The sequence below is a fragment of the Bradyrhizobium sp. USDA 10063 genome, assembly GCF_054063735.1.
This window is the reverse complement of record NZ_JBSSGP010000002.1, coordinates 1,807,511-1,833,022: the sequence shown is the minus strand read 5'-3', so window position 1 is coordinate 1,833,022 and position 25,512 is coordinate 1,807,511. Positions and strand designations below refer to the sequence as shown.

The 25,512-nt window shown below is 63.3% G+C and carries 17 protein-coding genes; 16 read left to right on the top strand and 1 reads right to left on the bottom strand.

Annotated features, from left to right (window positions below; genetic code table 11):
- The first annotated feature begins 87 nt into the window (after positions 1–87).
- The 7 genes from ACVJGD_RS10985 (at position 88) to ACVJGD_RS10955 (ending at position 15,969) form a co-directional block, all read left to right on the top strand.
- The gene (locus ACVJGD_RS10985; RefSeq protein ID WP_456634357.1) at positions 88–1,044 is read left to right on the top strand and encodes a 2-hydroxyacid dehydrogenase; all 957 of its coding nucleotides are present in this window, start codon (positions 88–90) and stop codon (positions 1,042–1,044) included.
- Between the two features lie 536 nt (positions 1,045–1,580).
- On the top strand, positions 1,581–2,099 hold the full coding sequence (gene rplJ, locus ACVJGD_RS10980) for a 50S ribosomal protein L10 (RefSeq protein WP_456634356.1): 519 nt from the start codon (positions 1,581–1,583) through the stop codon (positions 2,097–2,099).
- Between the two features lie 56 nt (positions 2,100–2,155).
- On the top strand, positions 2,156–2,536 hold the full coding sequence (gene rplL / locus ACVJGD_RS10975) for a 50S ribosomal protein L7/L12 (RefSeq protein WP_225119889.1): 381 nt from the start codon (positions 2,156–2,158) through the stop codon (positions 2,534–2,536).
- Between the two features lie 501 nt (positions 2,537–3,037).
- Positions 3,038–7,156, top strand: coding sequence for a DNA-directed RNA polymerase subunit beta (gene rpoB / locus ACVJGD_RS10970; protein WP_456634355.1), 4,119 nt, complete (start codon positions 3,038–3,040; stop codon positions 7,154–7,156).
- 200 nt (positions 7,157–7,356) lie between these two features.
- Positions 7,357–11,556 (top strand): DNA-directed RNA polymerase subunit beta', encoded by a 4,200-nt coding sequence (rpoC, locus tag ACVJGD_RS10965; protein ID WP_456634354.1) that lies wholly within the window; start codon positions 7,357–7,359, stop codon positions 11,554–11,556.
- Positions 11,557–11,734: 178 nt separating this feature from the next.
- The gene (locus ACVJGD_RS10960) at positions 11,735–13,789 is read left to right on the top strand and encodes an FAD-dependent oxidoreductase (RefSeq protein ID WP_456634353.1); all 2,055 of its coding nucleotides are present in this window, start codon (positions 11,735–11,737) and stop codon (positions 13,787–13,789) included.
- Positions 13,790–13,929: 140 nt separating this feature from the next.
- On the top strand, positions 13,930–15,969 hold the full coding sequence (locus ACVJGD_RS10955) for an ABC transporter ATP-binding protein (protein ID WP_456634352.1): 2,040 nt from the start codon (positions 13,930–13,932) through the stop codon (positions 15,967–15,969).
- Between the two features lie 3 nt (positions 15,970–15,972).
- On the opposite strand, the gene ACVJGD_RS10950 is transcribed toward ACVJGD_RS10955, so the two are convergent.
- Positions 15,973–17,151, bottom strand: a complete 1,179-nt coding sequence (locus ACVJGD_RS10950) for an FAD-dependent oxidoreductase (RefSeq protein WP_456634351.1) — start codon at positions 17,149–17,151, stop codon at positions 15,973–15,975.
- 155 nt (positions 17,152–17,306) lie between these two features.
- On the opposite strand from ACVJGD_RS10950, the gene ACVJGD_RS10945 reads away from it, so the two are divergent.
- The 9 genes from ACVJGD_RS10945 (at position 17,307) to ACVJGD_RS10905 (ending at position 25,508) form a co-directional block, all read left to right on the top strand.
- On the top strand, positions 17,307–18,503 hold the full coding sequence (locus ACVJGD_RS10945; RefSeq protein WP_456634350.1) for a GNAT family N-acetyltransferase: 1,197 nt from the start codon (positions 17,307–17,309) through the stop codon (positions 18,501–18,503).
- Between the two features lie 732 nt (positions 18,504–19,235).
- The gene (rpsL, locus tag ACVJGD_RS10940) at positions 19,236–19,607 is read left to right on the top strand and encodes a 30S ribosomal protein S12 (RefSeq protein WP_006611834.1); all 372 of its coding nucleotides are present in this window, start codon (positions 19,236–19,238) and stop codon (positions 19,605–19,607) included.
- A gap of 15 nt (positions 19,608–19,622) precedes the next feature.
- Positions 19,623–20,093 (top strand): 30S ribosomal protein S7, encoded by a 471-nt coding sequence (gene rpsG / locus ACVJGD_RS10935; RefSeq protein ID WP_456634349.1) that lies wholly within the window; start codon positions 19,623–19,625, stop codon positions 20,091–20,093.
- Positions 20,094–20,123: 30 nt separating this feature from the next.
- Positions 20,124–22,196, top strand: coding sequence for an elongation factor G (gene fusA / locus ACVJGD_RS10930; protein WP_456634348.1), 2,073 nt, complete (start codon positions 20,124–20,126; stop codon positions 22,194–22,196).
- Between the two features lie 40 nt (positions 22,197–22,236).
- The gene (tuf, locus tag ACVJGD_RS10925) at positions 22,237–23,427 is read left to right on the top strand and encodes an elongation factor Tu (protein ID WP_456634347.1); all 1,191 of its coding nucleotides are present in this window, start codon (positions 22,237–22,239) and stop codon (positions 23,425–23,427) included.
- Positions 23,428–23,510: 83 nt separating this feature from the next.
- On the top strand, positions 23,511–23,819 hold the full coding sequence (gene rpsJ / locus ACVJGD_RS10920; RefSeq protein ID WP_002712302.1) for a 30S ribosomal protein S10: 309 nt from the start codon (positions 23,511–23,513) through the stop codon (positions 23,817–23,819).
- Between the two features lie 51 nt (positions 23,820–23,870).
- Entirely contained in the window at positions 23,871–24,590 is a 720-nt protein-coding gene (gene rplC / locus ACVJGD_RS10915; RefSeq protein WP_454619640.1) for a 50S ribosomal protein L3, read from the top strand.
- Position 24,591: 1 nt separating this feature from the next.
- Positions 24,592–25,212: a 50S ribosomal protein L4 gene (gene rplD, locus ACVJGD_RS10910; protein WP_130577498.1), complete on the top strand. Its 621-nt coding sequence runs from the start codon at positions 24,592–24,594 to the stop codon at positions 25,210–25,212.
- The gene (locus tag ACVJGD_RS10905) at positions 25,209–25,508 is read left to right on the top strand and encodes a 50S ribosomal protein L23 (RefSeq protein WP_028168161.1); all 300 of its coding nucleotides are present in this window, start codon (positions 25,209–25,211) and stop codon (positions 25,506–25,508) included. The genes rplD and ACVJGD_RS10905 overlap by 4 nt, the downstream gene beginning before the upstream one ends.
- Positions 25,509–25,512: the final 4 nt, after the last annotated feature.

The window sequence follows — 25,512 nt, the reverse complement described above, 5'->3', positions numbered from 1 at the left end:
GCGTATACGTATAAAGAGGGCGGGATCGGGCAGCCGGTTCCGCCCTTTGCTTTACGGCGTGGCGTAGCTTTGCAGGAAAGAACAACAATGCCCGATAAGGTCCTGATCTATTCGCGCTTTCCCAAGGCCCAGCTCCAGCGCTTCGGCGATCGCTATGAGCTGTTGAACGCCGCCGGCAAGCGGCCGAACGAGGTGTTCTCGGCCGAGGAACTCGCCAACATCCGGGCGCTCATCACCGCCGGTGGCAGCGGACGGCTCGGCGCCGAGGCCATGGACATGATGCCCAAGCTTGGCGCGATCATCTGCTACGGCACCGGCTATGACGGCATCGACCTTGCCGCCGCGGCCAAGCGTAACATCGCGGTCGGCAACAGCCCCGGCGCGAATGCGGCCTCGGTGGCCGACATCGCCGTGACGCTGATGCTGGCCGCGGTCCGCCGGCTGCCGGTCGCCGACAATTATGTGCGGAGCGGCGATTGGGCGGGAGCAAAACCGTCGCCGATGATGCGGCCGCAGGCGGGCATGCGCGGCCGCAAGGTCGGCGTCTACGGCATGGGTGAGATCGGCCGCAAGATCGCCGCGCGCGTCGCTGCCTTCGAGACCGAGGTCGGCTATTTCAGCCGCAGCCGCCACGACGTGCCGTATCAGTATTTTTCGAGCCTAGAGGCGCTCGTCGACTGGTGCAGCGTCCTGATGGTTGCAGTGCGAGCGGGGCCGGACAACAACCGCGCCGTCAATGCCGACATCCTGCGCCGGCTCGGCAGCGACGGTTTCGTCGTCAACATCTCCCGTGGCTCCGTCATTGACGAAGCGGCGGTGGTCGCGGCGCTTTCGGACCAGACCATCGCCGGCGCCGGCCTCGACGTCTACGCGACCGAACCGCATGCGCCGGACGCGCTCACCGCGCTGCCGAACGTCGTGCTGACGCCCCATATCGGGGGTCACACCCTGGAATCGCATGTCGCGATGCAGGACTGCGTGCTGGCCAATCTTGAGGCGTTTTTCGCCGGCAAACCGCTGCCTTACCAGGTTCGGCTCACCTGATCTGCGCGCGGCCCGAATTTTGCTCTTGGCAAGCGAGGGCCGAGCCGCTAAATAACCGTCTCCGGGCGTGCTGGCGGTCGCTGGCACGCCCGTGCTCGCATTCCGAAAACTTGGCTCGATAGGAGAGTTTTCCTTCCAGGCATCCAGTTGGATTGCTCGAAAGGAAGCGAACCCGTCGGCCCGGTTGGAATGAGGGCAGGGGCTTCGGCTTCGCCGTTAGCCTCGATCCTGTCCGAGACTGCAGGCGCCCGCGACAAACTTCGGTTTTTCAACGGCTTAATCGCATGGCCTGCATAGACGGGTGAAAACCGGATTTGCTTCGCGCGGAGCCTTAAGCGGCCTTACGGGAAGCCAGTTTGGTTCGAACCTCGACAGCCCGCGGCCGAAAGGCCGACGGGAGGGCAGGCTTCAAGAATGTCGTCTTGCTCGGCGTGTCCCTCGGACTTCGGTCCCGAGGCATCAGGTTTGGGTGGGACGATGGGTGCAACCCGGCGGTCCCGCGCAAGCGAAAGACCGCCAACCGGAGAGAGCTTGCTGTGGAACGAGCGGCAAAGAAAGAGGCGGTCGAACAGCTCAACGAGGTCTTCAAGACCACGAGCGTTGCGATCGTTGCTCACTATTCCGGCCTGACCGTCGCCCAGATGCAGACCCTGCGCAAGCAGATGAAGCAGGCGGGCGCGTCGGTGAAGGTCTCGAAGAACCGTCTCGCCAAAATTGCTCTTGAAGGCACGGACGTCGCTGCCATCGGCACCCTCCTGAAGGGGCCGACCGTGATCGCTACCTCCAACGATCCGGTTGCGGCGCCAAAGGTTGCCATCGATTTCGCCAAGGCGAACGAGAAGTTCGTCATCCTCGGCGGCTCGATGGGTAAAACCGTCCTGAATGTCGATGGCGTCAAGGCGCTTGCCTCGCTGCCGTCGCTGGACGAACTGCGCGGCAAGCTCGTCGGCCTCATCGTGGCCCCGGCGACCAAGCTCGCCCAGCTCTCCAATGCGCCCGCGGCCAAGCTCGCGCGCGTCATTCAGGCTCATGCCTCAAAGGGCGAAGCGGCCTGACGCCCTTCGCAAAACTCAAACCCTGGTTCGAACCAAACGTTTAAGGAAACAGATCAATGGCTGACTTGCAGAAAATCGTCGACGACCTCTCGAGCCTCACCGTGCTCGAAGCGGCCGAACTCGCAAAGCTCCTGGAAGAGAAGTGGGGCGTGTCCGCCGCTGCCGCCGTGGCGGTGGCCGGTCCGGCTGCTGCTGGTGGCGGTGCTGCCGCTCCGGCTGAAGAGAAGACCGATTTCACCGTTGTCCTGGCTGCTGCCGGCGACAAGAAGATCGAGGTCATCAAGGAAGTCCGCGCCATCACCGGCCTGGGCCTGAAGGAAGCCAAGGACCTCGTCGAAGGCGCTCCGAAGCCGCTGAAGGAAGGCGTCAACAAGGAAGAAGCCGACAAGATCAAGGCCCAGCTCGAGAAGGCTGGCGCGAAGGTCGAGCTCAAGTAACCCGAGGGTTGCTGAGCGAAGATCCCGGGCGAGCGCAGCGGACCCGGGATCCAGTCTCGGGCAGGGCGAGGCGCAGCCGCGCGCGATCCGGGGCAGGCCATGCAAAAGATGTGCGACGGGTTGTCGCGCTACGCATGGTACACAAAAAAGTGTGGGGATTCGTGGGTTTAACCCTCGAATCTCCATGATCGCCGTCCCATATCGGGGTGGCAGCGGAAAACACGGTTGGCGGCGGGGGCGGCAGGGCTCTCGACGCGAGCCGTTGGGAGACAGGCAGATTTCGGGCTTTTTCAGTCCGTGAAGCGACGAGTTTTGACGGGCGGGTGCGCCAAGCGCCCCGCGCGTCCTTTTGCGTTTTGAAGGTCACAAGAACGAGTTGAGGATTTAGTTCCTGAATTTGGCCCTTGTTCCTTCCAGACGAATCGAAATTCAACCCGGACGCGGTGGCAGTCGCGCTCCGGAAGGTTCGCCTCAAAAGGGCGGCGAAAATGAGAGGCCACGATGGCGCAGCAGACATTCACCGGTCGCAAACGCGTACGCAAGTTCTTCGGTCACATCAAGGAAGTCGCGGAGATGCCGAACCTCATTGAGGTTCAGAAGGCGTCCTATGACCAGTTTCTGATGGTCGACGAGCCCCACGGCGGGCGGCCGGACGAAGGCCTGCAGGCCGTGTTCCGTTCGGTGTTCCCGATCTCCGACTTCTCCGGCACCTCGATGCTGGAGTTCGTACGCTACGAGTTCGAGCCGCCGAAATACGACGTCGACGAGTGCCGCCAGCGCGGCATGACCTTCGCTGCGCCGCTCAAGGTGACGCTGCGCCTCATCGTGTTCGATATCGACGAGGAGACCGGCGCCAAGTCGGTCAAGGACATCAAGGAGCAGGACGTCTACATGGGCGACATCCCGCTCATGACCATGAACGGCACCTTCGTCGTCAATGGCACCGAGCGCGTCATCGTCTCCCAGATGCACCGTTCGCCGGGCGTGTTCTTCGACCACGACAAGGGCAAGACCCATTCCTCGGGCAAGCTCCTGTTCGCAGCGCGTGTGATTCCCTATCGCGGCTCCTGGCTCGACATCGAGTTCGACGCCAAGGACATCGTGTTCGCGCGCATCGACCGCCGCCGCAAGATTCCCGTGACCTCGCTGATGTACGCGCTCGGTCTCGACGGCGAGCAGATCCTTTCGACCTTCTACAAGAAGATCAACTACAAGCGCACCAAGGACGGCTGGCGCGTGCCGTTCGACGCCAACCGTTTCCGCGGCTATTCCACGGTCAACGACCTGATCGACGCCGACACCGGCAAGGTTGTGCTCGAAGCCGGCAAGAAGCTCACCGTTCGCCAGGCCCGCCTGCTCCAGGAGAAGGGCCTCAAGGCGTTGCGTCTGTCGGATGAGGAACTGGTCGGCAACTACCTCGCCGAGGACCTTGTCAATCCGAAGACCGGCGAGATCTATGCCGAGGCCGGTGAGGAGATCACCGAGAAGCTCCTGAAGTCGCTCAACGAGCAGGGCTACAAGGAGCTGCCGCTGCTCGACATCGACCACGTCAACGTCGGCGCCTACATCCGCAACACCCTGTCGGCGGACAAGAACATGACGCGCGAGGACGCGCTGTTCGACATCTACCGCGTGATGCGTCCGGGCGAGCCTCCGACGCTGGATTCGGCGCAGGCCATGTTCCAGTCGCTGTTCTTCGATTCCGAGCGCTACGACCTCTCCGCGGTCGGCCGCGTCAAGATGAACATGCGCCTCGAGCTCGATGCGCCCGACACCCATCGCACGCTACGCAAGGAAGATATCCTCGCGGTCATCAAGACTCTGGTCGACCTGCGCGATGGCAAGGGCGAGATCGACGACATCGACCATCTCGGCAACCGCCGTGTGCGCTCGGTCGGCGAGCTCATGGAGAACCAGTACCGCATCGGCCTGCTCCGCATGGAGCGCGCGATCAAGGAGCGCATGTCGAGCGTCGATATCGACACCGTCATGCCGCAGGACCTGATCAACGCGAAACCTGCGGCCGCTGCCGTGCGCGAATTCTTCGGCTCCTCGCAGCTCTCGCAGTTCATGGACCAGACCAACCCGCTCTCGGAGATCACCCACAAGCGGCGTCTGTCGGCGCTTGGCCCGGGCGGTCTGACCCGCGAGCGCGCCGGCTTCGAGGTGCGCGACGTGCACCCGACGCATTACGGCCGTATCTGCCCGATCGAGACGCCGGAAGGTCCGAACATCGGCCTGATCAACTCGCTCGCGACGTTCGCGCGCGTGAACAAGTACGGCTTCGTCGAGACGCCCTACCGCAAGATCAAGGACGGCCGCGTCACCGATGAGGTGGTGTACCTGTCGGCGATGGAGGAGGGGCGTTACCGCGTCGCGCAGGCCAACGTGCCGCTCGATCCGAAGGGCCGCTTCACCGAGGACCTCGTGGTCTGCCGTCACGCCGGCGAAGTGATGCCGGTGGCCCCTGACAAGGTCGACTACATGGACGTGTCGCCGAAGCAGCTCGTTTCGGTCGCAGCCGCGCTGATCCCGTTCCTCGAGAACGACGACGCCAACCGCGCGCTGATGGGCTCGAACATGCAGCGCCAGGCGGTGCCGCTGGTTCGCGCCGAGGCGCCGTTCGTCGGCACCGGCATGGAAGGTGTGGTTGCCCGCGACTCGGGTGCTGCGATCGCGGCCCGCCGCTCCGGCGTGGTCGACCAGATCGACGCCACCCGCGTCGTCATCCGCGCCACCGAGGATCTCGATCCGACCAAGTCGGGCGTCGATATCTACCGGCTGATGAAGTACCAGCGCTCCAACCAGTCGACCTGCATCAACCAGCGTCCGCTGGTGAAGGTCGGCGACAGCGTCAAGAAGGGCGACATCATCGCTGACGGTCCCTCGACCGATCTCGGCGAGCTCGCGCTCGGCCGCAACGTGCTGGTCGCGTTCATGCCGTGGAACGGCTACAACTTCGAAGACTCGATCCTGCTCTCCGAGCGGATCGTGAAGGACGACGTCTTCACCTCGATCCACATCGAGGAATTCGAGGTGATGGCCCGCGACACCAAGCTGGGTCCTGAGGAAATCACGCGCGACATTCCGAACGTTTCGGAAGAGGCGCTGAAGAACCTCGACGAAGCCGGCATCGTCTATATCGGCGCGGAAGTCCGCGCCGGCGACATCCTGGTCGGCAAGATCACGCCGAAGGGCGAAAGCCCGATGACGCCGGAAGAGAAGCTGCTCCGCGCCATCTTCGGCGAAAAGGCCTCCGACGTCCGCGACACCTCGCTCCGCGTGCCCCCGGGCGTGCAGGGCACGATCGTGGAAGTCCGCGTGTTCAACCGCCACGGCGTCGACAAGGACGAGCGTGCGCTGGCGATCGAGCGGGAGGAGATCGAGCGTCTCGCCAAGGACCGCGACGACGAGCAGGCGATCCTCGACCGCAACGTCTACAGCCGTCTCGCCGAGCTCCTGGAGAACCGCCAGGGCATCTCCGGTCCGAAGGGCTTCAAGAAGGACACCAAGATCACCCGTGCGGTGCTCGACGAGTATCCGAAGTCCCAGTGGTGGCTGTTCGCCTCGCCCAACGACAAGCTGATGGCCGAGATCGAGGCGATGCGTAAGCAATACGACGAGTCGAAGAAGGGGCTCGAGCAGCGCTTCCTCGACAAGGTCGAAAAGCTGCAGCGCGGCGACGAGCTTCCGCCCGGTGTGATGAAGATGGTCAAGGTCTTCGTCGCGGTGAAGCGCAAGATCCAACCCGGCGACAAGATGGCCGGCCGCCACGGCAACAAGGGCGTGGTGTCCAAGATCGTGCCGATCGAGGACATGCCGTTCCTCGAGGACGGTACGCATGCGGATATCGTGCTGAACCCGCTCGGCGTGCCCTCGCGCATGAACGTCGGTCAGATCCTCGAGACGCATCTCGGCTGGGCCTGCGCCGGCCTCGGCAGGCGCATCGGCCAGACCATCGACGCCTATTATCAGAAGCAGGATCTCAAGCCGCTGCGCGAGACCCTGAAGAGGATCTATGGCGACGATGAAACCATCCGCTCGCTGAACGACAACGAGCTGATTGAGCTCGGCCGCAACCTGAGCCACGGCGTGCCGATCGCAACCCCGGTGTTCGACGGCGCCAAGGAGGCCGACATCGAGGAGATGCTGAAGCTTGCCGGCTTCGACGCCTCCGGCCAGTCGACCGTCTATGACGGCCGCACCGGCGATCCCTTCGATCGCAAGGTGACGGTGGGCTACATCTACATGCTGAAGCTGCACCATCTGGTGGATGACAAGATCCACGCCCGCTCGATCGGCCCGTACTCGCTGGTCACCCAGCAGCCGCTGGGCGGCAAGGCGCAGTTCGGCGGCCAGCGCTTCGGCGAAATGGAGGTGTGGGCGCTGGAAGCCTACGGCGCGGCCTATACGCTGCAGGAGATGCTGACCGTGAAGTCGGACGACGTCGCCGGCCGTACAAAGGTGTACGAGGCGATCGTGCGCGGCGACGACACGTTCGAGGCTGGTATCCCCGAGTCGTTCAACGTGCTTGTCAAGGAAATGCGCTCGCTCGGCCTCAACGTCGACCTGCACAATTCCAAGATGGGGCCGGCGCCGACGTCGGAAGCCGCCGAGTAAATTTCGTGAGGGCGGCGACGCCGCCGCCTTCGCCGCCGTCATCGTCCGCCAACGGGTCCGGTCAAAGGCCAGCCCGATGACAAGCTTCGGCGGACGATCCAGTAACCCGCGGCAGCGGTGACTACTGGATGCCCCGCCTTCGCGGGGCATGACAGAAAAGGGATGCATGGGCTGACGAAAGTCAGCAGACGGAGAAGACCATGAACCAAGAGATTATGAATCTTTTCAATCCGACGACGCCGGCCCAGGTCTTCGACCAGATCCGGATTTCGATCGCGTCTCCGGAGAAGATTCTGTCCTGGTCCTACGGCGAGATCAAGAAGCCGGAGACCATCAACTACCGCACCTTCAAGCCGGAGCGGGACGGGCTGTTCTGCGCCCGCATCTTCGGGCCGATCAAGGACTACGAGTGCTTGTGCGGCAAGTACAAGCGGATGAAGTACAAGGGCATCATCTGCGAAAAGTGCTCGGTCGAGGTTACGCTGTCGCGCGTCCGGCGCGAGCGCATGGGTCATATCGAGCTCGCAGCTCCCGTTGCCCACATCTGGTTCCTGAAGTCGCTGCCGTCGCGGATCGGCCTGCTGCTCGACATGACGCTGAAGGATCTCGAGCGGATCCTTTACTTCGAGTACTACGTCGTGCTCGAGCCGGGCCTCACCGCGCTCAAGGACCGTCAGCTCCTCTCGGAAGACGAGTATCTGAAGGCGCAGGACGAATACGGCCAGGACAGCTTCACCGCCATGATCGGCGCCGAGGCGATCCGCGAGCTGCTGAAGGGTCTGGAGCTTGAGAAGCTCGAGACCTCGCTGCGTGCCGAGATGCAGGAGACCGACTCCGACATCAAGCACAAGAAGCTCGCCAAGCGGCTGAAGATCGTCGAGGCCTTCCGCGTCTCCGGCAACAAGCCGGAATGGATGATCATGACGGTCATCCCGGTGATTCCGCCGGACCTGCGCCCGCTGGTGCCGCTCGATGGCGGCCGCTTCGCGACGTCCGACCTCAACGACCTCTACCGTCGCGTCATCAACCGCAACAACCGCTTGAAGCGGCTGATGGAGCTGCGCGCGCCCGACATCATCATCCGCAACGAGAAGCGCATGCTGCAGGAGGCCGTCGACGCGCTGTTCGACAACGGCCGCCGCGGCCGCGTCATCACGGGCGCCAACAAGCGTCCGCTGAAGTCGCTCGCCGACATGCTCAAGGGCAAGCAGGGCCGCTTCCGCCAGAACCTGCTCGGCAAGCGCGTCGACTATTCCGGCCGTTCGGTGATCGTGGTCGGTCCCGAGCTGCGCCTGCACCAGTGCGGCCTGCCGAAGAAGATGGCGCTCGAGCTGTTCAAGCCGTTCATCTATTCGCGGCTTGACGCCAAGGGCCTGTCGACGACCGTGAAGCAGGCGAAGAAGCTGGTCGAGAAGGAGCGGCCCGAAGTCTGGGATATCCTGGACGAGGTGATCCGCGAGCATCCGGTGCTGCTCAACCGCGCGCCGACGCTGCATCGCCTGGGCATCCAGGCGTTCGAGCCGGTGCTGATCGAAGGCAAGGCGATCCAGCTTCACCCGCTGGTCTGCGCCGCGTTCAACGCCGACTTCGACGGCGACCAGATGGCCGTGCACGTTCCGCTGTCGCTCGAAGCGCAGTTGGAAGCGCGCGTCCTGATGATGTCGACCAACAACATCCTGCACCCCGCGAACGGCCAGCCGATCATCGTGCCGTCGCAGGACATCGTGCTCGGCCTCTACTACGTCTCGATCATGCGCGAAGGCCTGCCCGGCGAGGGCAAGGTATTCGGCGACATGGCCGAGCTCGAGCATGCCCTGCATTCGAAGGTCATCCACCTCCACACCAAGATCAAGTACCGGTGGGAGGGCACCGACGAGGAAGGCAAGAAGAGCAAGCGCTGGATCGAAACCACCGCGGGCCGCGTCATGCTCGGCAACCTGCTGCCGAAGCATGCGAGGATCTCGTACGACATCATCAACAAGCTGATGACCAAGCGCGAGATCTCCGGCGTGATCGACCAGGTCTACCGGCACTGCGGCCAGAAGGAGACCGTGATCTTCTGCGACCGCATCATGGCGCTCGGTTTCTACAACGCCTTCAAGGCCGGCATCTCGTTCGGCAAGGACGACATGGTCGTGCCGGCGTCGAAGTGGAAGATCGTCGACCAGACCCGTACGCTGGCGAAGGATTTCGAGCAGCAGTACAATGACGGCCTGATCACCCATGGCGAGAAGTACAACAAGGTCGTCGACGCCTGGTCGAAGGCGGGCGAGGAAGTCGCCAAGGCGATGATGAAGGAGATCTCCGCGACCAAGAAGACGGCGAGCGGAGCCGATGCCGACATCAACTCGATCTACATGATGGCGCATTCCGGTGCGCGCGGTTCGCCGGCGCAGATGCGTCAGCTCGCCGGCATGCGCGGCCTGATGGCGAAGCCGTCGGGAGAGATCATCGAGACGCCGATCATTTCCAACTTCAAGGAAGGCCTCTCGGTGCTCGAATACTTCAACTCGACCCACGGCGCCCGCAAGGGCCTCGCGGACACCGCGTTGAAGACCGCGAACTCCGGTTACCTGACCCGCCGCCTGGTCGACGTGGCGCAGGACTGCATCATCACGCAGGATGATTGCGGCACCCATCTCGGCATCAAGATGCGCGCCATCGTCGATGCCGGCACGGTGGTTGCCTCGCTCGGCTCGCGCATCCTGGGCCGCGTGGCCTGCGATGACGTGCGCGATCCCGCGAGCAACGAGATCCTGGTTAAGCGCGGCACGCTGATGGAAGAGGCCCATGTGGACGCCATCCACCAGGCTGGCATCCAGGAGGTGAAGATCCGCTCGGCGCTGACCTGCGAACTGATCAACGGCATCTGCGGCAAGTGCTACGGGCGCGATCTCGCCCGCGGTACGCCGGTCAACCACGGCGAGGCGGTCGGCGTGATCGCGGCGCAGTCGATCGGCGAGCCGGGCACGCAGTTGACGATGCGCACGTTCCACATCGGCGGCGCGGCGCAGATCAACGAGCAGTCGTTCGTGGAGTCGAACTTCGACGGCAAGATCGTGATCCGGAACAAGTCCATCGCCCGCAACAGCGAAGGCCACCTGATCGCGATGGTCCGCAACATGGTGGTTGCGATCGTCGATGCCGACGGCACCGAGCGTGCGACGCACCGCATCCAGTACGGCTCGCGCATGCATGTCGACGAGGGCGACATGGTCAAGCGTGGCCAGCGCATCGCCGAGTGGGATCCGTACACCCGTCCGGTGCTGACCGAAGTCGAGGGTACGATCGGGTTCGAGGACCTGGTCGAGGGCCAGTCGATCTCGGAGACGCTGGACGAGTCCACCGGTATCGCCAAGCGCGTCGTCATCGATTGGCGGTCGTCGCGCGGCGGCGCGGATCTGCGCCCGGCCATCGTGGTCAAGGGCAAGGACGGCAAGGTGATGAAGCTGGCCCGTGGCGGCGATGCCCGCTACATGCTGTCGGTCGATGCGATCCTGTCGGTCGACGTCGGTGCGCAGGTCAAGCCCGGCGACATCCTGGCGCGTATCTCGACCGAGAGCGCCAAGACCCGCGACATCACCGGCGGTCTGCCGCGCGTGGCGGAACTGTTCGAGGCGCGCAAGCCGAAGGATGCGGCGATCATCGCGGAAGTGGCGGGCACCATCCGCTTCGGCCGCGACTACAAGAACAAGCGTCGCATCTCGATCGAGCCGGCTGACAAGACCGAGGAGCCGCGCGAGTACCTGATCCCGAAGGGCAAGCACATCCACCTTCAGGACGGCGACGTCGTCGAAAAGGGCGACTTCATCGTCGAAGGCAATCCGGCGCCGCACGACATCCTGGCGATCAAGGGCATCGAGGAGCTCGCTGCCTATTTGGTCAACGAGATCCAGGAGGTCTACCGGCTGCAGGGCGTGCTCATCAACGACAAGCACATCGAGGTGATTGTCCGTCAGATGCTGCAGAAGGTGGAGGTCACCGATCAGGGCGACACCGACATGATCGCCGGCGAGCAGGTCGACAAGATCGAGTTCGACGCGCTCAACACCAAGGCCAAGGAAGAGGGCAAGAAGCCCGCGACCGGAACGCCGGTGCTGCTCGGCATCACCAAGGCGAGCCTGCAGACCCGCTCGTTCTTCTCGGCGGCGTCGTTCCAGGAGACGACCCGCGTGCTCACCGAAGCCGCCGTCAACGGCAAGGTCGACCCGCTGGAAGGCCTGAAGGAGAACGTCATTGTCGGCCGGCTGATCCCGGCGGGCACGGGCGCCTCGATGGCGCGGATCCGCGAAGTCGCCATGAAGCGCGACAAGCTGATCCTCGACGAGCGCGAGAAGCAGGCGGCGATCGTGCCGTCCGCGCCCGAAGCGGAGCCGCTGGCGCTGCCGCCCGCGGAGTAACACCCCGCAATACTACGGTGCTCACGAAAAGGCCGGCTTTTTGCCGGCCTTTTTACTGCTTCCTTTTCTGCTGCGCTGCAGGAACCTGCTTTGTTCATCTTTCCTTCAGACAGAAAAGCGCTTCTGCTAAAGCGGCTGGGGCCGGGTGCTTCGTCCGCCCGGAAGACACGGAATCCACATGCTTGATCTTGCAATCGTTGGGGGCGGCCCGGGCGGGCTGATGAGCGCCTGGTACCTGAAGCGGAAGCTCGGGGAGCTCTGCCGCGTCACCATTTTCGAGGCGTCGGACCGGCTCGGTGGCAAGATCGTTACCCGCAAATTCGATTCCGCGCCCGCCACCTACGAGGCCGGCGTCGCCGAGATCTACGATTATTCGATGACCGGCCCCGATCCGCTGCGCGAGCTGATCCAGCATTTCGGCCTGCAGACCATTCCGATGGATGCCGAGCAGGTCCAGCTCGACGGCGAACTCCTAAATGACGTGCCGGGCATGCGCCGCAAATACGGAGCAAAGACCGCCGACGCGATCGAAGCGTTCCGCAAGCGCTGCACCGAGATGATCTCGCCGGTCGAATATTATGAAGGCGTCGGCGCGCACGACAACGAGCATCCCTGGGCCCACAAGACCTGCGAGCAACTGCTCGACGAGGAGGTCGAGGATCCGACCGCCAAGCGCTTCTTCAAGGTGATGGCGCGCTCCGACATCGCGACCGAGAGCCACAACACCAACGGGCTCAATGCGCTCAAGAATTTCGTGATGGATATCGACGGCTATATCGGCCTGTACTCGATCCAGAACGGCAACGAGCAGTTGATCGAATGCCTGCGCTCGGAAGTCGATGCCGACATCCAGCTCAATCACCGGGTGCTGAAAGTCGGCAAGGCCGGCAATGGCCGCTACCGTCTCAATATGATGAACGGGAAGGGGCCGGAGACGCGTGACTTCGACCTCGTGCTGGTCTGCCTGCCGCATTCCTGGCTCGCCACGCTTGGTTGGGACGGCGAGGAATTGCGGCAGTCGATGGTCAAGCACGTCGCCTATTTCGACCGGCCGGCGCACTATTTGCGCGTCTCGATCCTGTTCGACGAGCCGTTCTGGGGCGAGAAGATTCCGGGGTCCTGGTTCATGTCGGATGCGTTCGGCGGCTGCTGCGTCTACAACGAAGGCTCGCGCCACGATGTCGGCAGGCACGGCGTCCTGAACTGGCTGATCGCGGGTTCGGACGCGCTGGCTTTTGCCAATCTCAGCGACCAGGAACTGATCGACGCTGCGCTGAAATCGTTGCCGGCCTCCTTCGGCAATGCGCGCGAGCATTTCCTCGAGGGCAAGATCCACCGCTGGCTGAGCTCGGTGAACGCGCTGCCCGGCGGGCTGCCGGCGCGCGACGTCATGACCAACCATCGTCCCGAGCCGAAGGAGCATCCCGGCATCGTCGTTGTCGGCGATTATCTGTTCGATTCCACGCTGAACGGCCTGCTCGATTCCTCCGATGCCGCGACCGACATCATCCTGACCGAGATGATCCGGCTGCGCCGCGCCCGCGCGCAGGCCGCGGGCCTGCTGTCGGACAAGATCGACCGCGAGTACTTCGAGAATTATCGCGGGCTTGGTCCGTACAGCGAGGCCTGGTGCCACTTCACCGATCCTGCGCTCCTGATGGAAATGATCGAGATCGTCTGGGGCAAGGCGAAGGGCTACAAGCTGCTGGTGGCAGGCTCGGCGAGCGGCGAACTGGTCGGCGCGCTGCGCGAGCGCGGGGTCGATGCCTGGGGCGTCGAGAACAACCGCTTCATCCACGGCAAGACGCCGAAGGAGCTGAAAGAGTACAACAAGCTCGGCTCGGTCGTCGATCTGCCGTTCGAGGATAACGAATTCGACTTCGTGTTCGAGACCAGCCTCTGCCATCTCGGCGGAAGGCAGGTGGCGCGCGCGGCGCGCGAACTCCATCGCGTGGTCAGGACCGGCCTGGTGTTCGGCTCGGTGACCTCGGACCTCGCGCCCGGCCTGATCGACCGCTACGATCTGTTGCGTGGCGTGAAGAAGCTCGCCACCTGGTGGGAATGGTCGGAACTGTTCTTCGGCAATGGTTTTGATCTCGCCGCCCACCATCGCAACTGCACCGAGGCGCTGTGGACCGCGGCGCGCGCCGCCAACAAGGGGCCCGGCCACTGGTACGGCGATTCCGACGCCCTGCGTTATTCGTTCTTCGACAAGGTCGAGGACGAGGATTGACTTAGGGATTGACCGGTGTAACCAGCCGGTTCAATTGCTTTGCCAATCCTGCCTGATCGCATAGAATCGTTGGCATAGCGCGTATCGCGCCGTCGCTCTCGATTTGCGGTCATGCCGGCCGTACGGTATCGGTTGGGTTCATGGCACCGAAGCCCCCTTCATCTGACGGTCATAATCCCGTTGCGACGGATGAACTCGAGCTGAAAAAGAAGCTCGGGGTGAATGCCGATCCCGCTGCGTCCGCTCCCGGCGCGAAGCCTTCGTCGACATCACCGGCTCCCGATGATGACGACGAAGCCGACGACGAGAACGACGTCGAGCTCGATGACGATGATGAGGACGAGGACCTCGTCGTCTTCACCGCCAAGGAAGCCGCCGGCGCGCTCGCTACGTTCTACGGCTTCGTCAAGCCATATCTTGCCAACTACAAGCGGATGCTGGTCTTTGTCAGCTTCGGCGTCGTGGTCGAGACGTTGTTCAACGTCATCATGCCGCTCAGCCTGAAGTTCCTGATCGACGATGCGCTCGGCGAGGAAGACTTCCAGGCACTCTACAAGATACTCGGCGTGCTCGCCGCCGCCGGGATCATCACCTCCATCATCGCGGTCTGGTACGAACGCTGGGACGCGCGGCTTGTCGCCTGCATCATTTCCGACGTGCGGACCAGGCTGTTCGAGCACGTCCAGAACCTGCCGTCGGCCTATTTCGCCCGCACCAAGCGCGGCGAGATCCTGTCGCGCTTCTCGATCGACCTTTCGGCCTTCGAAGGCTCGGTCAGGAGCTTCGCCAACAGCGCCGCCTTGCCGTTCCTGGAGCTGATCGCCGGCATCATCCTGATGCTGTTCCTGAGCTGGCAGCTCGCCGCGGTCGCGCTATTGGTGTTTCCGATCACCCTGATCGGGCCGCGGATCCTGACCCCGAAGGCGGTGCAGGCCAATTACGAGCAGAAGCTGAACGAGGCCGCGCTGCTCGGCACTGTGCAGGAGAATGTCGCAGCCCAGGCCGTGGTGAAGGCGTTCAACCTGCAGCGCCGCGCGCTCGGCTGGTTCACGATGCGCAACAATGACGTGCGGCTGAAGGCGGCCTCCGCCATGTTCCTGTCGACCATGGTGGAGCGCACCGTCACCATCGCGGTACTGCTGCTGCACCTCGTGGTGCTCGCGATCGGCGCCTACCTCGCCACCAAGGGCCAGATCACCATCGGGACCTTCGTCACCTTCGAGAGCGCGTTCTGGGAAGTGTCCTACAACATCGCGCACCTGATGCACTTCATCCCGGTGTCGATCCAGTCGGCGGCGGCGGTGCGTCACATCCAGGAACTCCTGGACGAGCCGACGCGCGGCGCCGACCGGCCGGGTGCGCCGGACCTGCCGCGCATCTCCAACGACATCACCTTCGAGCGCGTGACCTTCCAGTACGAGGGCAGCCAGGCGCCGGTGCTGGACAATTTCAGCCTCAAGCTCAAGGTCGGCCAGCGCATCGCGATCGTCGGCCCCTCCGGCTCCGGCAAGAGCACGCTGCTCAATCTGATCCTGCGGCTTTACGTGCCCGACGAGGGCCGGGTCACCATCGACGGCGTCGATATCCGCAAGGTGACGCGCGAATCGCTCAGGCGGAGCATGGCGGTCGTGTTCCAGGAAAACATGCTGTTCAACATGTCGATCCGGGAGAACATCCGTCTCGGCAAGGAAGGCGCGAGCGACGAGGAAGTCGTGGACGCCGCGCGCAAGGCCGAGATCCATCGCTTCATCATGAGCCTGCCGCAGAAATACGACACCGTGGTCGGCGAGCGCGGCGACACGCTGTCAGGCGGCCAGCGCCAGCGCATCGCGATCGCGCGCGCCATCATCCGCAATCCGTCCGTGCTGCTGCTCGACGAAGCCACCTCCGCCCTCGACCAGACCACGGAGGCCGCGATCAACCGCACGCTGTTCAAGGTGGCCGAGGGCCGCACCATGATCTGGTCGACGCACCGGCTGACGTCGGTGGTCGAGATGGACGAGATCATCGTGATCTCCGGCGGCAAGGCGATCGAACGCGGCACGCATGCCGAGCTGCTCGCGGCGGGCGGCGTCTACCGCAAGCTCTGGGACGATCAGGGCTACGTAGCGCACAACGCCGTCGTGCAGGCCGACGACGGCAATGAAGGCGACGATGATGAGGACGACGACGAGGAGTGACCCTCAGCTTGACGTCGCGATCCGGCTTTGCCGCGCCGGGCGAAACGCGCCGGCGGCGGAGTAGCGGACGCCTTGCGCGAAGCGGACCACGAAACGGCCCCAACGTCCGGCGCGCCAGGTCAGGCCATGGTCGATCGACAGCGAGCGAAGGTGGTAAGCCTTGGCAAGCGATCGTGCCTCGCAGGCCTGCTTGACCGGATCGTCGTAGAACGCCTGGATCTTCTCGACATCCATGCCGTCGCTTGAAAGCCACGCCGGGATGTGGACGTTGCACAGCCGCTCGACATCGGTGAAGACCTTGTCGGTACCGGTGCCGCCGGCGGGGCAGGAGGTCGAGAAGGCGTCGCCGACCAGGACGATGCCGGGCTGCAAATATCCGTCGGTGACGTAGAGGTCGGCGGGCCTGATCTTGATCGGCCCGGAAACAATCAAGCCTCCGGTCATGCGGGAAAGCCCGGGCATCGTGGCGAGCATGGTTGCTTCCGGCGCCTGCCTGAACTGCTGCAGCCACGGGTCGGTCATGTCGCGGTAGACCATGAGATTGGCGCGCATCGTTCCGCCGATCGGAAACAGCGAAAGATAGGCCATGCGTGCGCTCGGCCGCCCCGGCCAATAGGTCAGCGCTGGAAAATCGAACGCCCCGCGACCGGCCGGCACGACATCGAAGCCCAGCGTGATCGAGTGGCACGCGCTGATGATGCGGCGCTGCATGCCGAGCGTGTGGCGCAAGCCGGTATTCAGGCCATTGGCGAGCACGATGAGCCGTGCCGAGATGTCCTCGTTGTTCGACAGCACGATCTTCTGCCGGTCGGCGCTGTTCGAAACGGCGTAGGCCTTGGCATGGATGATCTCGACATTGCCGGGAATCTGCCCGCGCATGGTGTTGACCAGCGTGTCATAGAGGATGCCATGCTGATCGCTGGGCTTCTTCGCGACGACATAGCCGAACCGCGCCTCCCACACTTGGCCATCCAGGGTCGTGGCGCGCAGCGTCTGTTCGGCAAGACCGGTCCTGCGCAAGAGTTCGAGTTGGTCTCCGCCGAGTTTCTCGCAGCGCAGCTCAGGCGGGTAGCTCATATGCGGGTCGATCAGGCACGCCGAGATGCCCGCGCGTCCGAGCATCGCCGCGGCGGTCGAACCGGCGAGCCCGCCGCCGATGATGGCAACATCCGTGTAACGCATGGGCCTTGCCTTTGATTCGCAAGGCACCATGCATGGCCGAGAATGGCAAAGGAACCCTGAACTGGCGCTTCACAATCAAGTCAGGCCGCGGCGGCTTAATTGAAAAGCAATGTCCCGCAAACACGATCGGGCACGATTGAAGAGCACGAATTTCGATGATCACGGTAACGATTGATTCACCCAGACTGGACATCGCCCCGCAATGGGACGGACTCGTGCGTCATGCGTCGTCGAACGTCTTCATGAATCCGGCCGCGCTTACGGCGGTCGCTGCGACCGACTTCGCCAAGATACGGGTGCTGCTGGCCTGGGAGCAGGGCGCTTCGCAGCGCAGGCTCGTAGGTGTCTGGGCATTGCAGGTGCGGCAGGCCGTGCCGCTTTGGCCGAGGGTATCGGAAGCGCTGCCCTACCGCTACGCTTTCCTCTCCAGCCCCGTCGTCGATCCGGCTCTCGTCGATCAGGTCATTGCCGCGTTTCTCGCCGCCATCGAACAAGACCCGCTGATGCCCGATGTCCTCAGCCTGACGTCATTCGACGCGGATTGCCCGAGCTATGCGGCCCTATCGAGATGGCTGGCCGCGCGCGGGATCGAACCGTTGATCGCTGCAAGGAGCAGCCGACCTTTCGTGACGAAAGAATTCGGTGTGAAGCGTAGCGGCTCGACGCGGAAAAAACTGCGTCAGGACTGGAACAGATTGTCGGCGCTTGGCGCCGTCGATGTCGTGAACGACCGGTCGCCCGGCGCGGTCTGTCAGGCATTCGAGACATTTCTGGCGATGGAGAAGGCAAGTTGGAAGGGCGAGCGAGGCACGGCCTTGCTATCGGATGTCCGTGATGCCGCCTTCACCAGACAGTTGGTGCGGAGTCTGGCGGATCGGCAGGCCTGCTCGGTCGCGTTGCTGCAGGTGAACGGCGAGGTGGCCGCGGCACAGGTGCTGATGTATTGCGGCTCGACCGCCTATACCTGGAAGACCGCATACAACGCCCGGTTTGCGCGATACTCACCCGGGCATCTGCTCGTCGACAAGGTGACGGATCAGCTACTCGCGCAGCCGGAGATCGAGGCAATCGATTCCTGCGCCGCCGAAGACAGTTTCATGGCCCAGCTATGGGCCGGCCGCCACACCATGCTCGACATGCTCTTCGATGTCGGCGGACCGAAATCGCTGGGTTACCGGATGGAGGCGGGCCGGCTGCTCGGCTACCATTTCCTGAGGCGTCTGCGGCACCGCTTCCGGCAGCGTCGTCCGGCATCCTCCGCCGCCAAGGTGGCGCAGGGCACCTCGGCCAAGCCAGAAAAGGAAGCAAGCGCCGCCTTGCGCTCGCCGCCAAAGGCCGAAGTCGGCCGTTGACCGGATGCCGTCCCGGCGGGGCGGTGCGAATCGCTCAAGGCTGCACTCGGTCGGGCATGGGGAAATCCCGGGTCGCCAAGCTCGTTCTTCGCGCCGCAATGGCAAATAAAGGCATATTTTGCGCGATATCTTTGGGTAGGAGCCGGGCGAGAGCCGCGTCAGATTATTTTTGTCCGGATAAAAATGATCGGCCGACTCGCGCAAGGAGCGGGAGGCCAAGCTTTGCGATTTTCATTCGCGTTAACCGCGCGAAAGTGCCAAATCTCTATGCGGCAGAGGCGTTTCTCGTATTGTCGTTTTGCTTGACTTCACTATCTACCGCTTATACAAGGCGCGCACTTAACGACAGGCGGTGAGCTACGCCAGCGTCGGAACGGAACACCCCTTCAGGCCTATTCGGACTGAGGCGGGCACCAACCTCGACGAATGCCGCTCAAACGCTGTCGATGATAGCTAGGCAATGCCAGGACGATTTTTGTTCTCTTGAGCGCCGTCTCTTGAGGGTAAACTCGGATGCATGACCTCGGTTCTGGGCTGAACAGCGAACGCTGATCGGTCGTGATCGCGGTCCTCTGTGGCGTCGAAGCGCTTTCCGCTCAGCAGTGAGTGGTAGGCGTGATTTCGTTTTGCGCGAACGGTTTTCGTGTGAGGCGGCCGGACGGGCGGCTCGTTCCCGAGAAGAATTTGCGGGGCCGGTGAGGTTCCGCGCGAACTTGAAGGGTGAAGGCTGACATGCCGACGATCAACCAACTGATCGCAAATCCACGGGAAGTGCAGAAGTCGCGCAAGAAGGTGCCGGCGCTGCAGCAGTCGCCGCAGAAGCGCGGCGTATGCACGCGCGTCTACACGACGACCCCGAAGAAGCCGAACTCGGCGCTTCGCAAGGTCGCCAAGGTGCGTTTGACCAACGGGTTCGAGGTGATCGGTTACATCCCGGGCGAAGGCCATAACCTTCAGGAGCACTCGGTGGTCATGATCCGCGGCGGCCGCGTCAAGGACTTGCCGGGCGTGCGCTACCACATCCTCCGCGGCGTGCTGGATACCCAGGGCGTCAAGAACCGTAAGCAGCGCCGTTCGAAGTACGGCGCCAAGCGTCCGAAATAAGCGGGAACAGGCAAGATGTCGCGTCGTCACTCTGCAGAAAAGCGTGAAGTGCTTCCGGACCCCAAGTTCGGAAACATCGTCATCACCAAGTTCATGAACTCGGTCATGTACGCCGGCAAGAAGTCGGTCGCCGAAAACATCGTTTACGGCGCGCTTTCCATGATCGAGACCAAGACCAAGCAGAACCCGCTCGGCGTGTTCGAGCAGGCGCTCGAGAACGTCATGCCGACCATCGAGGTGCGTTCCCGCCGCGTCGGTGGCGCGACCTATCAGGTGCCGGTGGAAGTCCGCTCGGTGCGCCGGCAGGCGCTCGGCATCCGCTGGCTGATCTCGGCCGCGCGCGAGCGCAATGAGAAGACCATGACGGAGCGGCTCTCGGCCGAGCTGCTCGACGCGTCGAACAACCGGGGGAACGCCGTCAAGAAGCGCGAAGACGTGCACCGGATGGCGGAAGCCAACCGCGCCTTCTCGCATTATCGCTGGTAAGGCGAACTACGGAATTTAAGGAACAGCCCCATGCCACGCCAACATGCCATCGAGGACTATCGCAACTTCGGTATCATGGCGCATATCGACGCCGGCAAGACCACGACGACCGAGCGTATCCTCTACTACACCGGCAAGAGCCACAAGATCGGCGAAGTGCACGAAGGTGCCGCGACGATGGACTGGATGGAGCAGGAGCAGGAGCGTGGCATCACCATCACCTCCGCTGCGACCACCGCGTTCTGGAACGGCAAGCGCCTGAACATCATCGATACTCCCGGCCACGTCGACTTCACCATCGAAGTCGAGCGTTCGCTGCGCGTGCTCGACGGTGCTGTATGCGTGCTCGACTCCAACCAGGGTGTCGAGCCGCAGACCGAGACCGTCTGGCGCCAGGGTGACAAGTACAAAGTTCCGCGCATCGTCTTCGCCAACAAGATGGACAAGACCGGTGCCGACTTCTTCAAGTGCCTGTCCGACATCGTTGATCGCCTCGGTGCCAAGCCGATCGCGATCCAGCTTCCGATCGGCGCCGAGAACAACTTCAAGGGTCTCGTCGACCTCGTGAAGATGAAGGGCATCATCTGGAACGACGAGTCGCTCGGCGCCAAGTTCGACTATGTCGACATTCCTGCTGACCTCGCCGACCAGGCCAAGGAATACCGCGAGAAGATGGTGGAAGCCGCCGTCGAGCTCGACGACGACGCCATGGCCGCCTATCTCGACGGCAAGGAGCCGGACGAGGCGACGCTGAAGAGGCTGATCCGCAAGGCCGTGCTGACCGGCGCGTTCTATCCGGTGCTGTGCGGGTCCGCGTTCAAGAACAAGGGTGTGCAGCCGCTGCTCGACGCCGTCGTCGACTATCTGCCGTCGCCGCTCGACGTGCCCGCGATCAAGGGCACCGACGACAAGGGCAACGAAGTCGTGCGCAAGGCTGACGACAAGGAGCCGCTCGCGCTCCTGGCGTTCAAGATCATGGATGACCCCTTCGTCGGGACCATCACCTTCTGCCGCATCTATTCGGGTATCCTGCAGAGCGGCACCGGCGTGATCAACTCGACCCGCGAGAAGAAGGAACGCATCGGCCGCATGCTGTTGATGCACGCGAACAACCGCGAGGACATCAAGGAAGCCTATGCCGGCGACATCGTTGCGTTGGCTGGCCTGAAGGAAGCGCGCACCGGTGATACGCTGTGCGATCCGAACCATCCGGTGATCCTGGAGAAGATGGAATTCCCGGACCCGGTGATCGAGATCGCGATCGAGCCGAAGTCGAAGGCCGACCAGGAAAAGCTCGGTGTCGCGCTCGCGAAGCTCGCGGCGGAAGATCCGTCGTTCCGGGTGACGACCGACCACGAGTCCGGCCAGACCATCCTGAAGGGCATGGGCGAACTGCATCTCGACATCAAGGTCGACATCCTGAAGCGTACCTACAAGGTCGACGCCAACATCGGCGCGCCGCAGGTGGCGTTCCGTGAGCGCGTGACCAAGCGGGTCGAGCACAGCTACACCCACAAGAAGCAGACCGGCGGTACCGGCCAGTTCGCGGCCGTGACGCTGATCGTCGAGCCGAACGAGGCCGGCAAGGGCTACGAGTTCGAATCGAAGATCGTCGGTGGTGCGGTGCCGAAGGAATATATCCCCGGCGTCGAGAAGGGTCTCGAGAGCGTGCTGGGCTCGGGCGTGGTCGCCGGCTTCCCGGTGGTCGACGTCAAGGTGCAGCTCATCGACGGCAAGTATCACGACGTCGACTCGTCGGCGCTGGCCTTCGAAATCGCTACGCGCGCCTGCTTCCGCGAGGCGCTGCAGATGGGCAAGTCCGTTCTGCTCGAGCCGATCATGAAGGTCGAGGTGGTGACGCCGGAAGACTACACCGGCTCCGTCATCGGCGACCTGAACTCCCGGCGCGGTCAGATCCAGGGCCAAGACATGCGCGGCAACGCCAACGTCATCAACGCGATGGTGCCGCTCATGAACATGTTCGGTTACGTGAACAACCTGCGCTCGATGAGCCAGGGTCGCGCGACCTTCACCATGCAGTTCGATCACTACGCCGAAGCGCCGGCGAACGTGTCGGCTGAAGTCCAGAAGAAGTTTGCCTGATTATCGTTGGTTGGCAGCTAACGATTGAACGGAGAGTCAAATGGCCAAAGCAAAATTTGAGCGTAACAAACCGCACTGCAACATCGGCACCATCGGTCACGTCGACCATGGCAAGACCTCGCTGACCGCCGCGATCACCAAGATCCTGGCGGAAACCGGCGGTGCGACGTTCACCGCCTACGACCAGATCGACAAGGCGCCGGAAGAGAAGGCCCGCGGCATCACGATCTCGACCGCGCACGTCGAGTACGAGACCAAGAACCGCCACTACGCCCACGTCGACTGCCCCGGCCACGCCGACTACGTGAAGAACATGATCACCGGCGCCGCCCAGATGGACGGTGCGATCCTCGTCGTGTCGGCTGCCGACGGCCCGATGCCGCAGACCCGCGAGCACATCCTGCTCGCCCGCCAGGTCGGCGTTCCCGCGCTCGTCGTGTTCCTCAACAAGTGCGACATGGTCGACGATCCGGAGTTGCTCGAGCTCGTCGAGCTCGAAGTGCGCGAGCTGCTCTCGAAGTACGACTTCCCCGGCGACAAGATCCCGATCATCAAGGGTTCGGCGCTGGCCGCTCTCGAAGACAGCGACAAGAAGCTCGGTCATGACGCGATCCTCGAGCTGATGCGCAATGTCGACGAGTACATTCCGCAGCCGGAGCGTCCGATCGACCAGCCGTTCCTGATGCCGGTCGAAGACGTGTTCTCGATCTCGGGCCGCGGCACCGTGGTGACCGGCCGTGTCGAGCGCGGCGTGGTGAAGGTCGGCGACGAAATCGAGATCGTCGGTCTGCGCGACACCCAGAAGACCACTGTCACCGGCGTCGAAATGTTCCGCAAGCTGCTCGATCAGGGCCAGGCGGGCGACAACATCGGTGCTCTGCTCCGCGGCACCAAGCGCGAGGAAGTCGAGCGCGGCCAGGTGCTGTGCAAGCCGGGTTCGGTCAAGCCGCACACCAAGTTCAAGGCCGAGGCGTACATCCTCACCAAGGAAGAGGGCGGTCGTCACACCCCGTTCTTCACCAACTACCGCCCGCAGTTCTACTTCCGCACCACCGACGTGACCGGTGTCGTGCATCTGCCTGAGGGCACCGAGATGGTGATGCCCGGCGACAACATCGCGATGGAAGTGCACCTGATCGTGCCGATCGCGATGGAGGAGAAGCTGCGCTTCGCCATCCGCGAGGGCGGCCGGACCGTCGGCGCCGGCGTCGTCGCCTCGATCCTCGAGTAAGAAGCGAATAGGGAATGGCGAGTGGCGAATAGGAATTTCTATTCGCTACTCGCTACTCGCCACTCACCAAAGAAAGTACGGCAATGAACGGCCAGAATATCCGCATCCGTCTCAAGGCGTTCGACCATCGTATTCTCGATACGTCGACCCGCGAGATCGTGAACACGGCGAAACGCACCGGTGCCCAGGTTCGCGGTCCCATTCCGCTGCCGACCCGCATCGAGAAGTTCACCGTCAACCGTTCGCCGCACGTTGACAAGAAGAGCCGCGAACAGTTCGAGATGCGCACCCACAAGCGCCTTCTCGACATCGTCGATCCGACCCCGCAGACCGTCGATGCTCTCATGAAGCTCGATCTGGCCGCCGGTGTCGACGTCGAGATCAAGCTCTAAGTTTTGGATTGAAGTCTGCGCGAGCAGACAAAGAGAACAGGAACCACGCCGATGCGCTCCGGAGTGATCGCACAAAAGGTCGGGATGACGCGGGTCTTCACGGAGGCCGGCGAACATATCCCCGTGACCGTGCTGAAGCTCGGCAACTGCCAGGTGCTGGGCCACCGCACCACCGAAAAGAACGGTTATGTCGCGCTGCAGCTCGGTTCGGGCTCGCGCAAGACCGTGTACATGCCGAAGGCTGAGCGCGGCCAGTTCGCCGTCGCCAAGGTCGAGCCGAAGCGCAAGGTCGCGGAATTCCGCGTCTCCGAGGATGCGCTGATTCCGGTCGGCGCGGAGATCCAGGCCGATCACTTCGTGGTCGGTCAGTTCGTCGATGTCACCGGTACCTCGATCGGTAAGGGCTTTGCCGGCGGCATGAAGCGGTGGAATTTCGGCGGTCTGCGCGCCACCCACGGCGTGTCGATCTCGCATCGGTCGATCGGTTCGACCGGCGGCCGTCAGGATCCCGGCAAGACCTGGAAGAACAAGAAGATGCCCGGCCACATGGGCGTCGACCGCATCACCACGCTCAACCTTCGCGTCGTGCAGACCGATGTCGAGCGCGGCCTGATCCTGGTCGAAGGTGCCGTCCCCGGCTCCAAGGGCGGCTGGATCAGGGTGCGCGACGCCATCAAGAAGCCGCTGCCGAAGGAGGCCCCGAAGCCCGGCAAGTTCAAGGTCGCGGGCGAGCAGGCTGCCGAGGCGCCGGCCGAGAAGGAAGGGGCGTGAGATGGAACTGAAAGTCACCACCCTTGAGGGCAAGGAAGCCGGCTCGGTCCAGCTTTCCGACGCCATTTTCGGCCTCGAGCCGCGCGCCGACATCATTCAGCGCTGCGTGCAGTGGCAGCTCAACAAGCGCCAGGCCGGCACGCACAAGGCCAAGGGCCGCGCCGAGATCTGGCGCACCGGCAAGAAGATGTACAAGCAGAAGGGCACCGGCGGTGCCCGTCACGGCTCGGCGCGCGTGCCGCAGTTCCGTGGCGGCGGCCGCGCCTTCGGTCCGGTGGTTCGCTCGCATGCGACCGACCTGCCGAAGAAGGTGCGTGCGCTGGCGCTCAAGCATGCCTTGTCGGCCAAGGCGAAGGACGGCGGCCTGGTCGTGCTCGATAGCGCCGACATCAAGGAAGCCAAGACCAAGGCGCTGGTCGGTCACTTCTCCGGCCTCGGGCTCACCAATGCGCTGATCATCGACGGCGCCGAGCTCAACAACGGCTTCGCAACCGCGGCCCGCAACATTCCGAATATCGACGTGCTGCCGATCCAGGGCATCAACGTCTACGACATCCTGCGCCGCCAGAAGCTGGTCCTGACCAAGGCGGCCGTCGATGCGCTGGAGGCGCGCTTCAAATGAAGAATATCGATCCGCGCCACTACGACGTCATCGTCGCGCCGGTTGTGACCGAAAAGGCGACGCTCGCCTCCGAGCACAACAAGGTGCTGTTCAAGGTCGCCAGCAAGGCGACCAAGCCGCAGATCAAGGAAGCGGTCGAGAAGCTTTTCGACGTCAAGGTCAAGAGCGTGAACACGCTGGTGCGCAAGGGCAAGACCAAGGTGTTCCGCGGCAATTTCGGTTCGCAGTCGGACACCAAGCGCGCGATCGTGACCCTGGAAGAGGGCCACCGCATCGACGTGACTACCGGACTATAAGGCG

What these genes read in the sequence shown, in the direction of transcription:
- ACVJGD_RS10950 (WP_456634351.1), bottom strand. Translation starts at nt 17,151, where the DNA reads ATGCGTTACACGGATGTTGCCATCATCGGCGGCGGGCTCGCCGGTTCG.
- rpsJ (WP_002712302.1), top strand. Translation starts at nt 23,511, where the DNA reads ATGAACGGCCAGAATATCCGCATCCGTCTCAAGGCGTTCGACCATCGT.
- ACVJGD_RS10985 (WP_456634357.1), top strand. Translation starts at nt 88, where the DNA reads ATGCCCGATAAGGTCCTGATCTATTCGCGCTTTCCCAAGGCCCAGCTC.
- rpsG (WP_456634349.1), top strand. Translation starts at nt 19,623, where the DNA reads ATGTCGCGTCGTCACTCTGCAGAAAAGCGTGAAGTGCTTCCGGACCCC.
- tuf (WP_456634347.1), top strand. Translation starts at nt 22,237, where the DNA reads ATGGCCAAAGCAAAATTTGAGCGTAACAAACCGCACTGCAACATCGGC.
- rpoC (WP_456634354.1), top strand. Translation starts at nt 7,357, where the DNA reads ATGAACCAAGAGATTATGAATCTTTTCAATCCGACGACGCCGGCCCAG.
- ACVJGD_RS10905 (WP_028168161.1), top strand. Translation starts at nt 25,209, where the DNA reads ATGAAGAATATCGATCCGCGCCACTACGACGTCATCGTCGCGCCGGTT.
- rpoB (WP_456634355.1), top strand. Translation starts at nt 3,038, where the DNA reads ATGGCGCAGCAGACATTCACCGGTCGCAAACGCGTACGCAAGTTCTTC.
- rplD (WP_130577498.1), top strand. Translation starts at nt 24,592, where the DNA reads ATGGAACTGAAAGTCACCACCCTTGAGGGCAAGGAAGCCGGCTCGGTC.
- rplC (WP_454619640.1), top strand. Translation starts at nt 23,871, where the DNA reads ATGCGCTCCGGAGTGATCGCACAAAAGGTCGGGATGACGCGGGTCTTC.
- ACVJGD_RS10945 (WP_456634350.1), top strand. Translation starts at nt 17,307, where the DNA reads ATGATCACGGTAACGATTGATTCACCCAGACTGGACATCGCCCCGCAA.
- ACVJGD_RS10955 (WP_456634352.1), top strand. Translation starts at nt 13,930, where the DNA reads ATGGCACCGAAGCCCCCTTCATCTGACGGTCATAATCCCGTTGCGACG.
- rplL (WP_225119889.1), top strand. Translation starts at nt 2,156, where the DNA reads ATGGCTGACTTGCAGAAAATCGTCGACGACCTCTCGAGCCTCACCGTG.
- rpsL (WP_006611834.1), top strand. Translation starts at nt 19,236, where the DNA reads ATGCCGACGATCAACCAACTGATCGCAAATCCACGGGAAGTGCAGAAG.
- fusA (WP_456634348.1), top strand. Translation starts at nt 20,124, where the DNA reads ATGCCACGCCAACATGCCATCGAGGACTATCGCAACTTCGGTATCATG.
- ACVJGD_RS10960 (WP_456634353.1), top strand. Translation starts at nt 11,735, where the DNA reads ATGCTTGATCTTGCAATCGTTGGGGGCGGCCCGGGCGGGCTGATGAGC.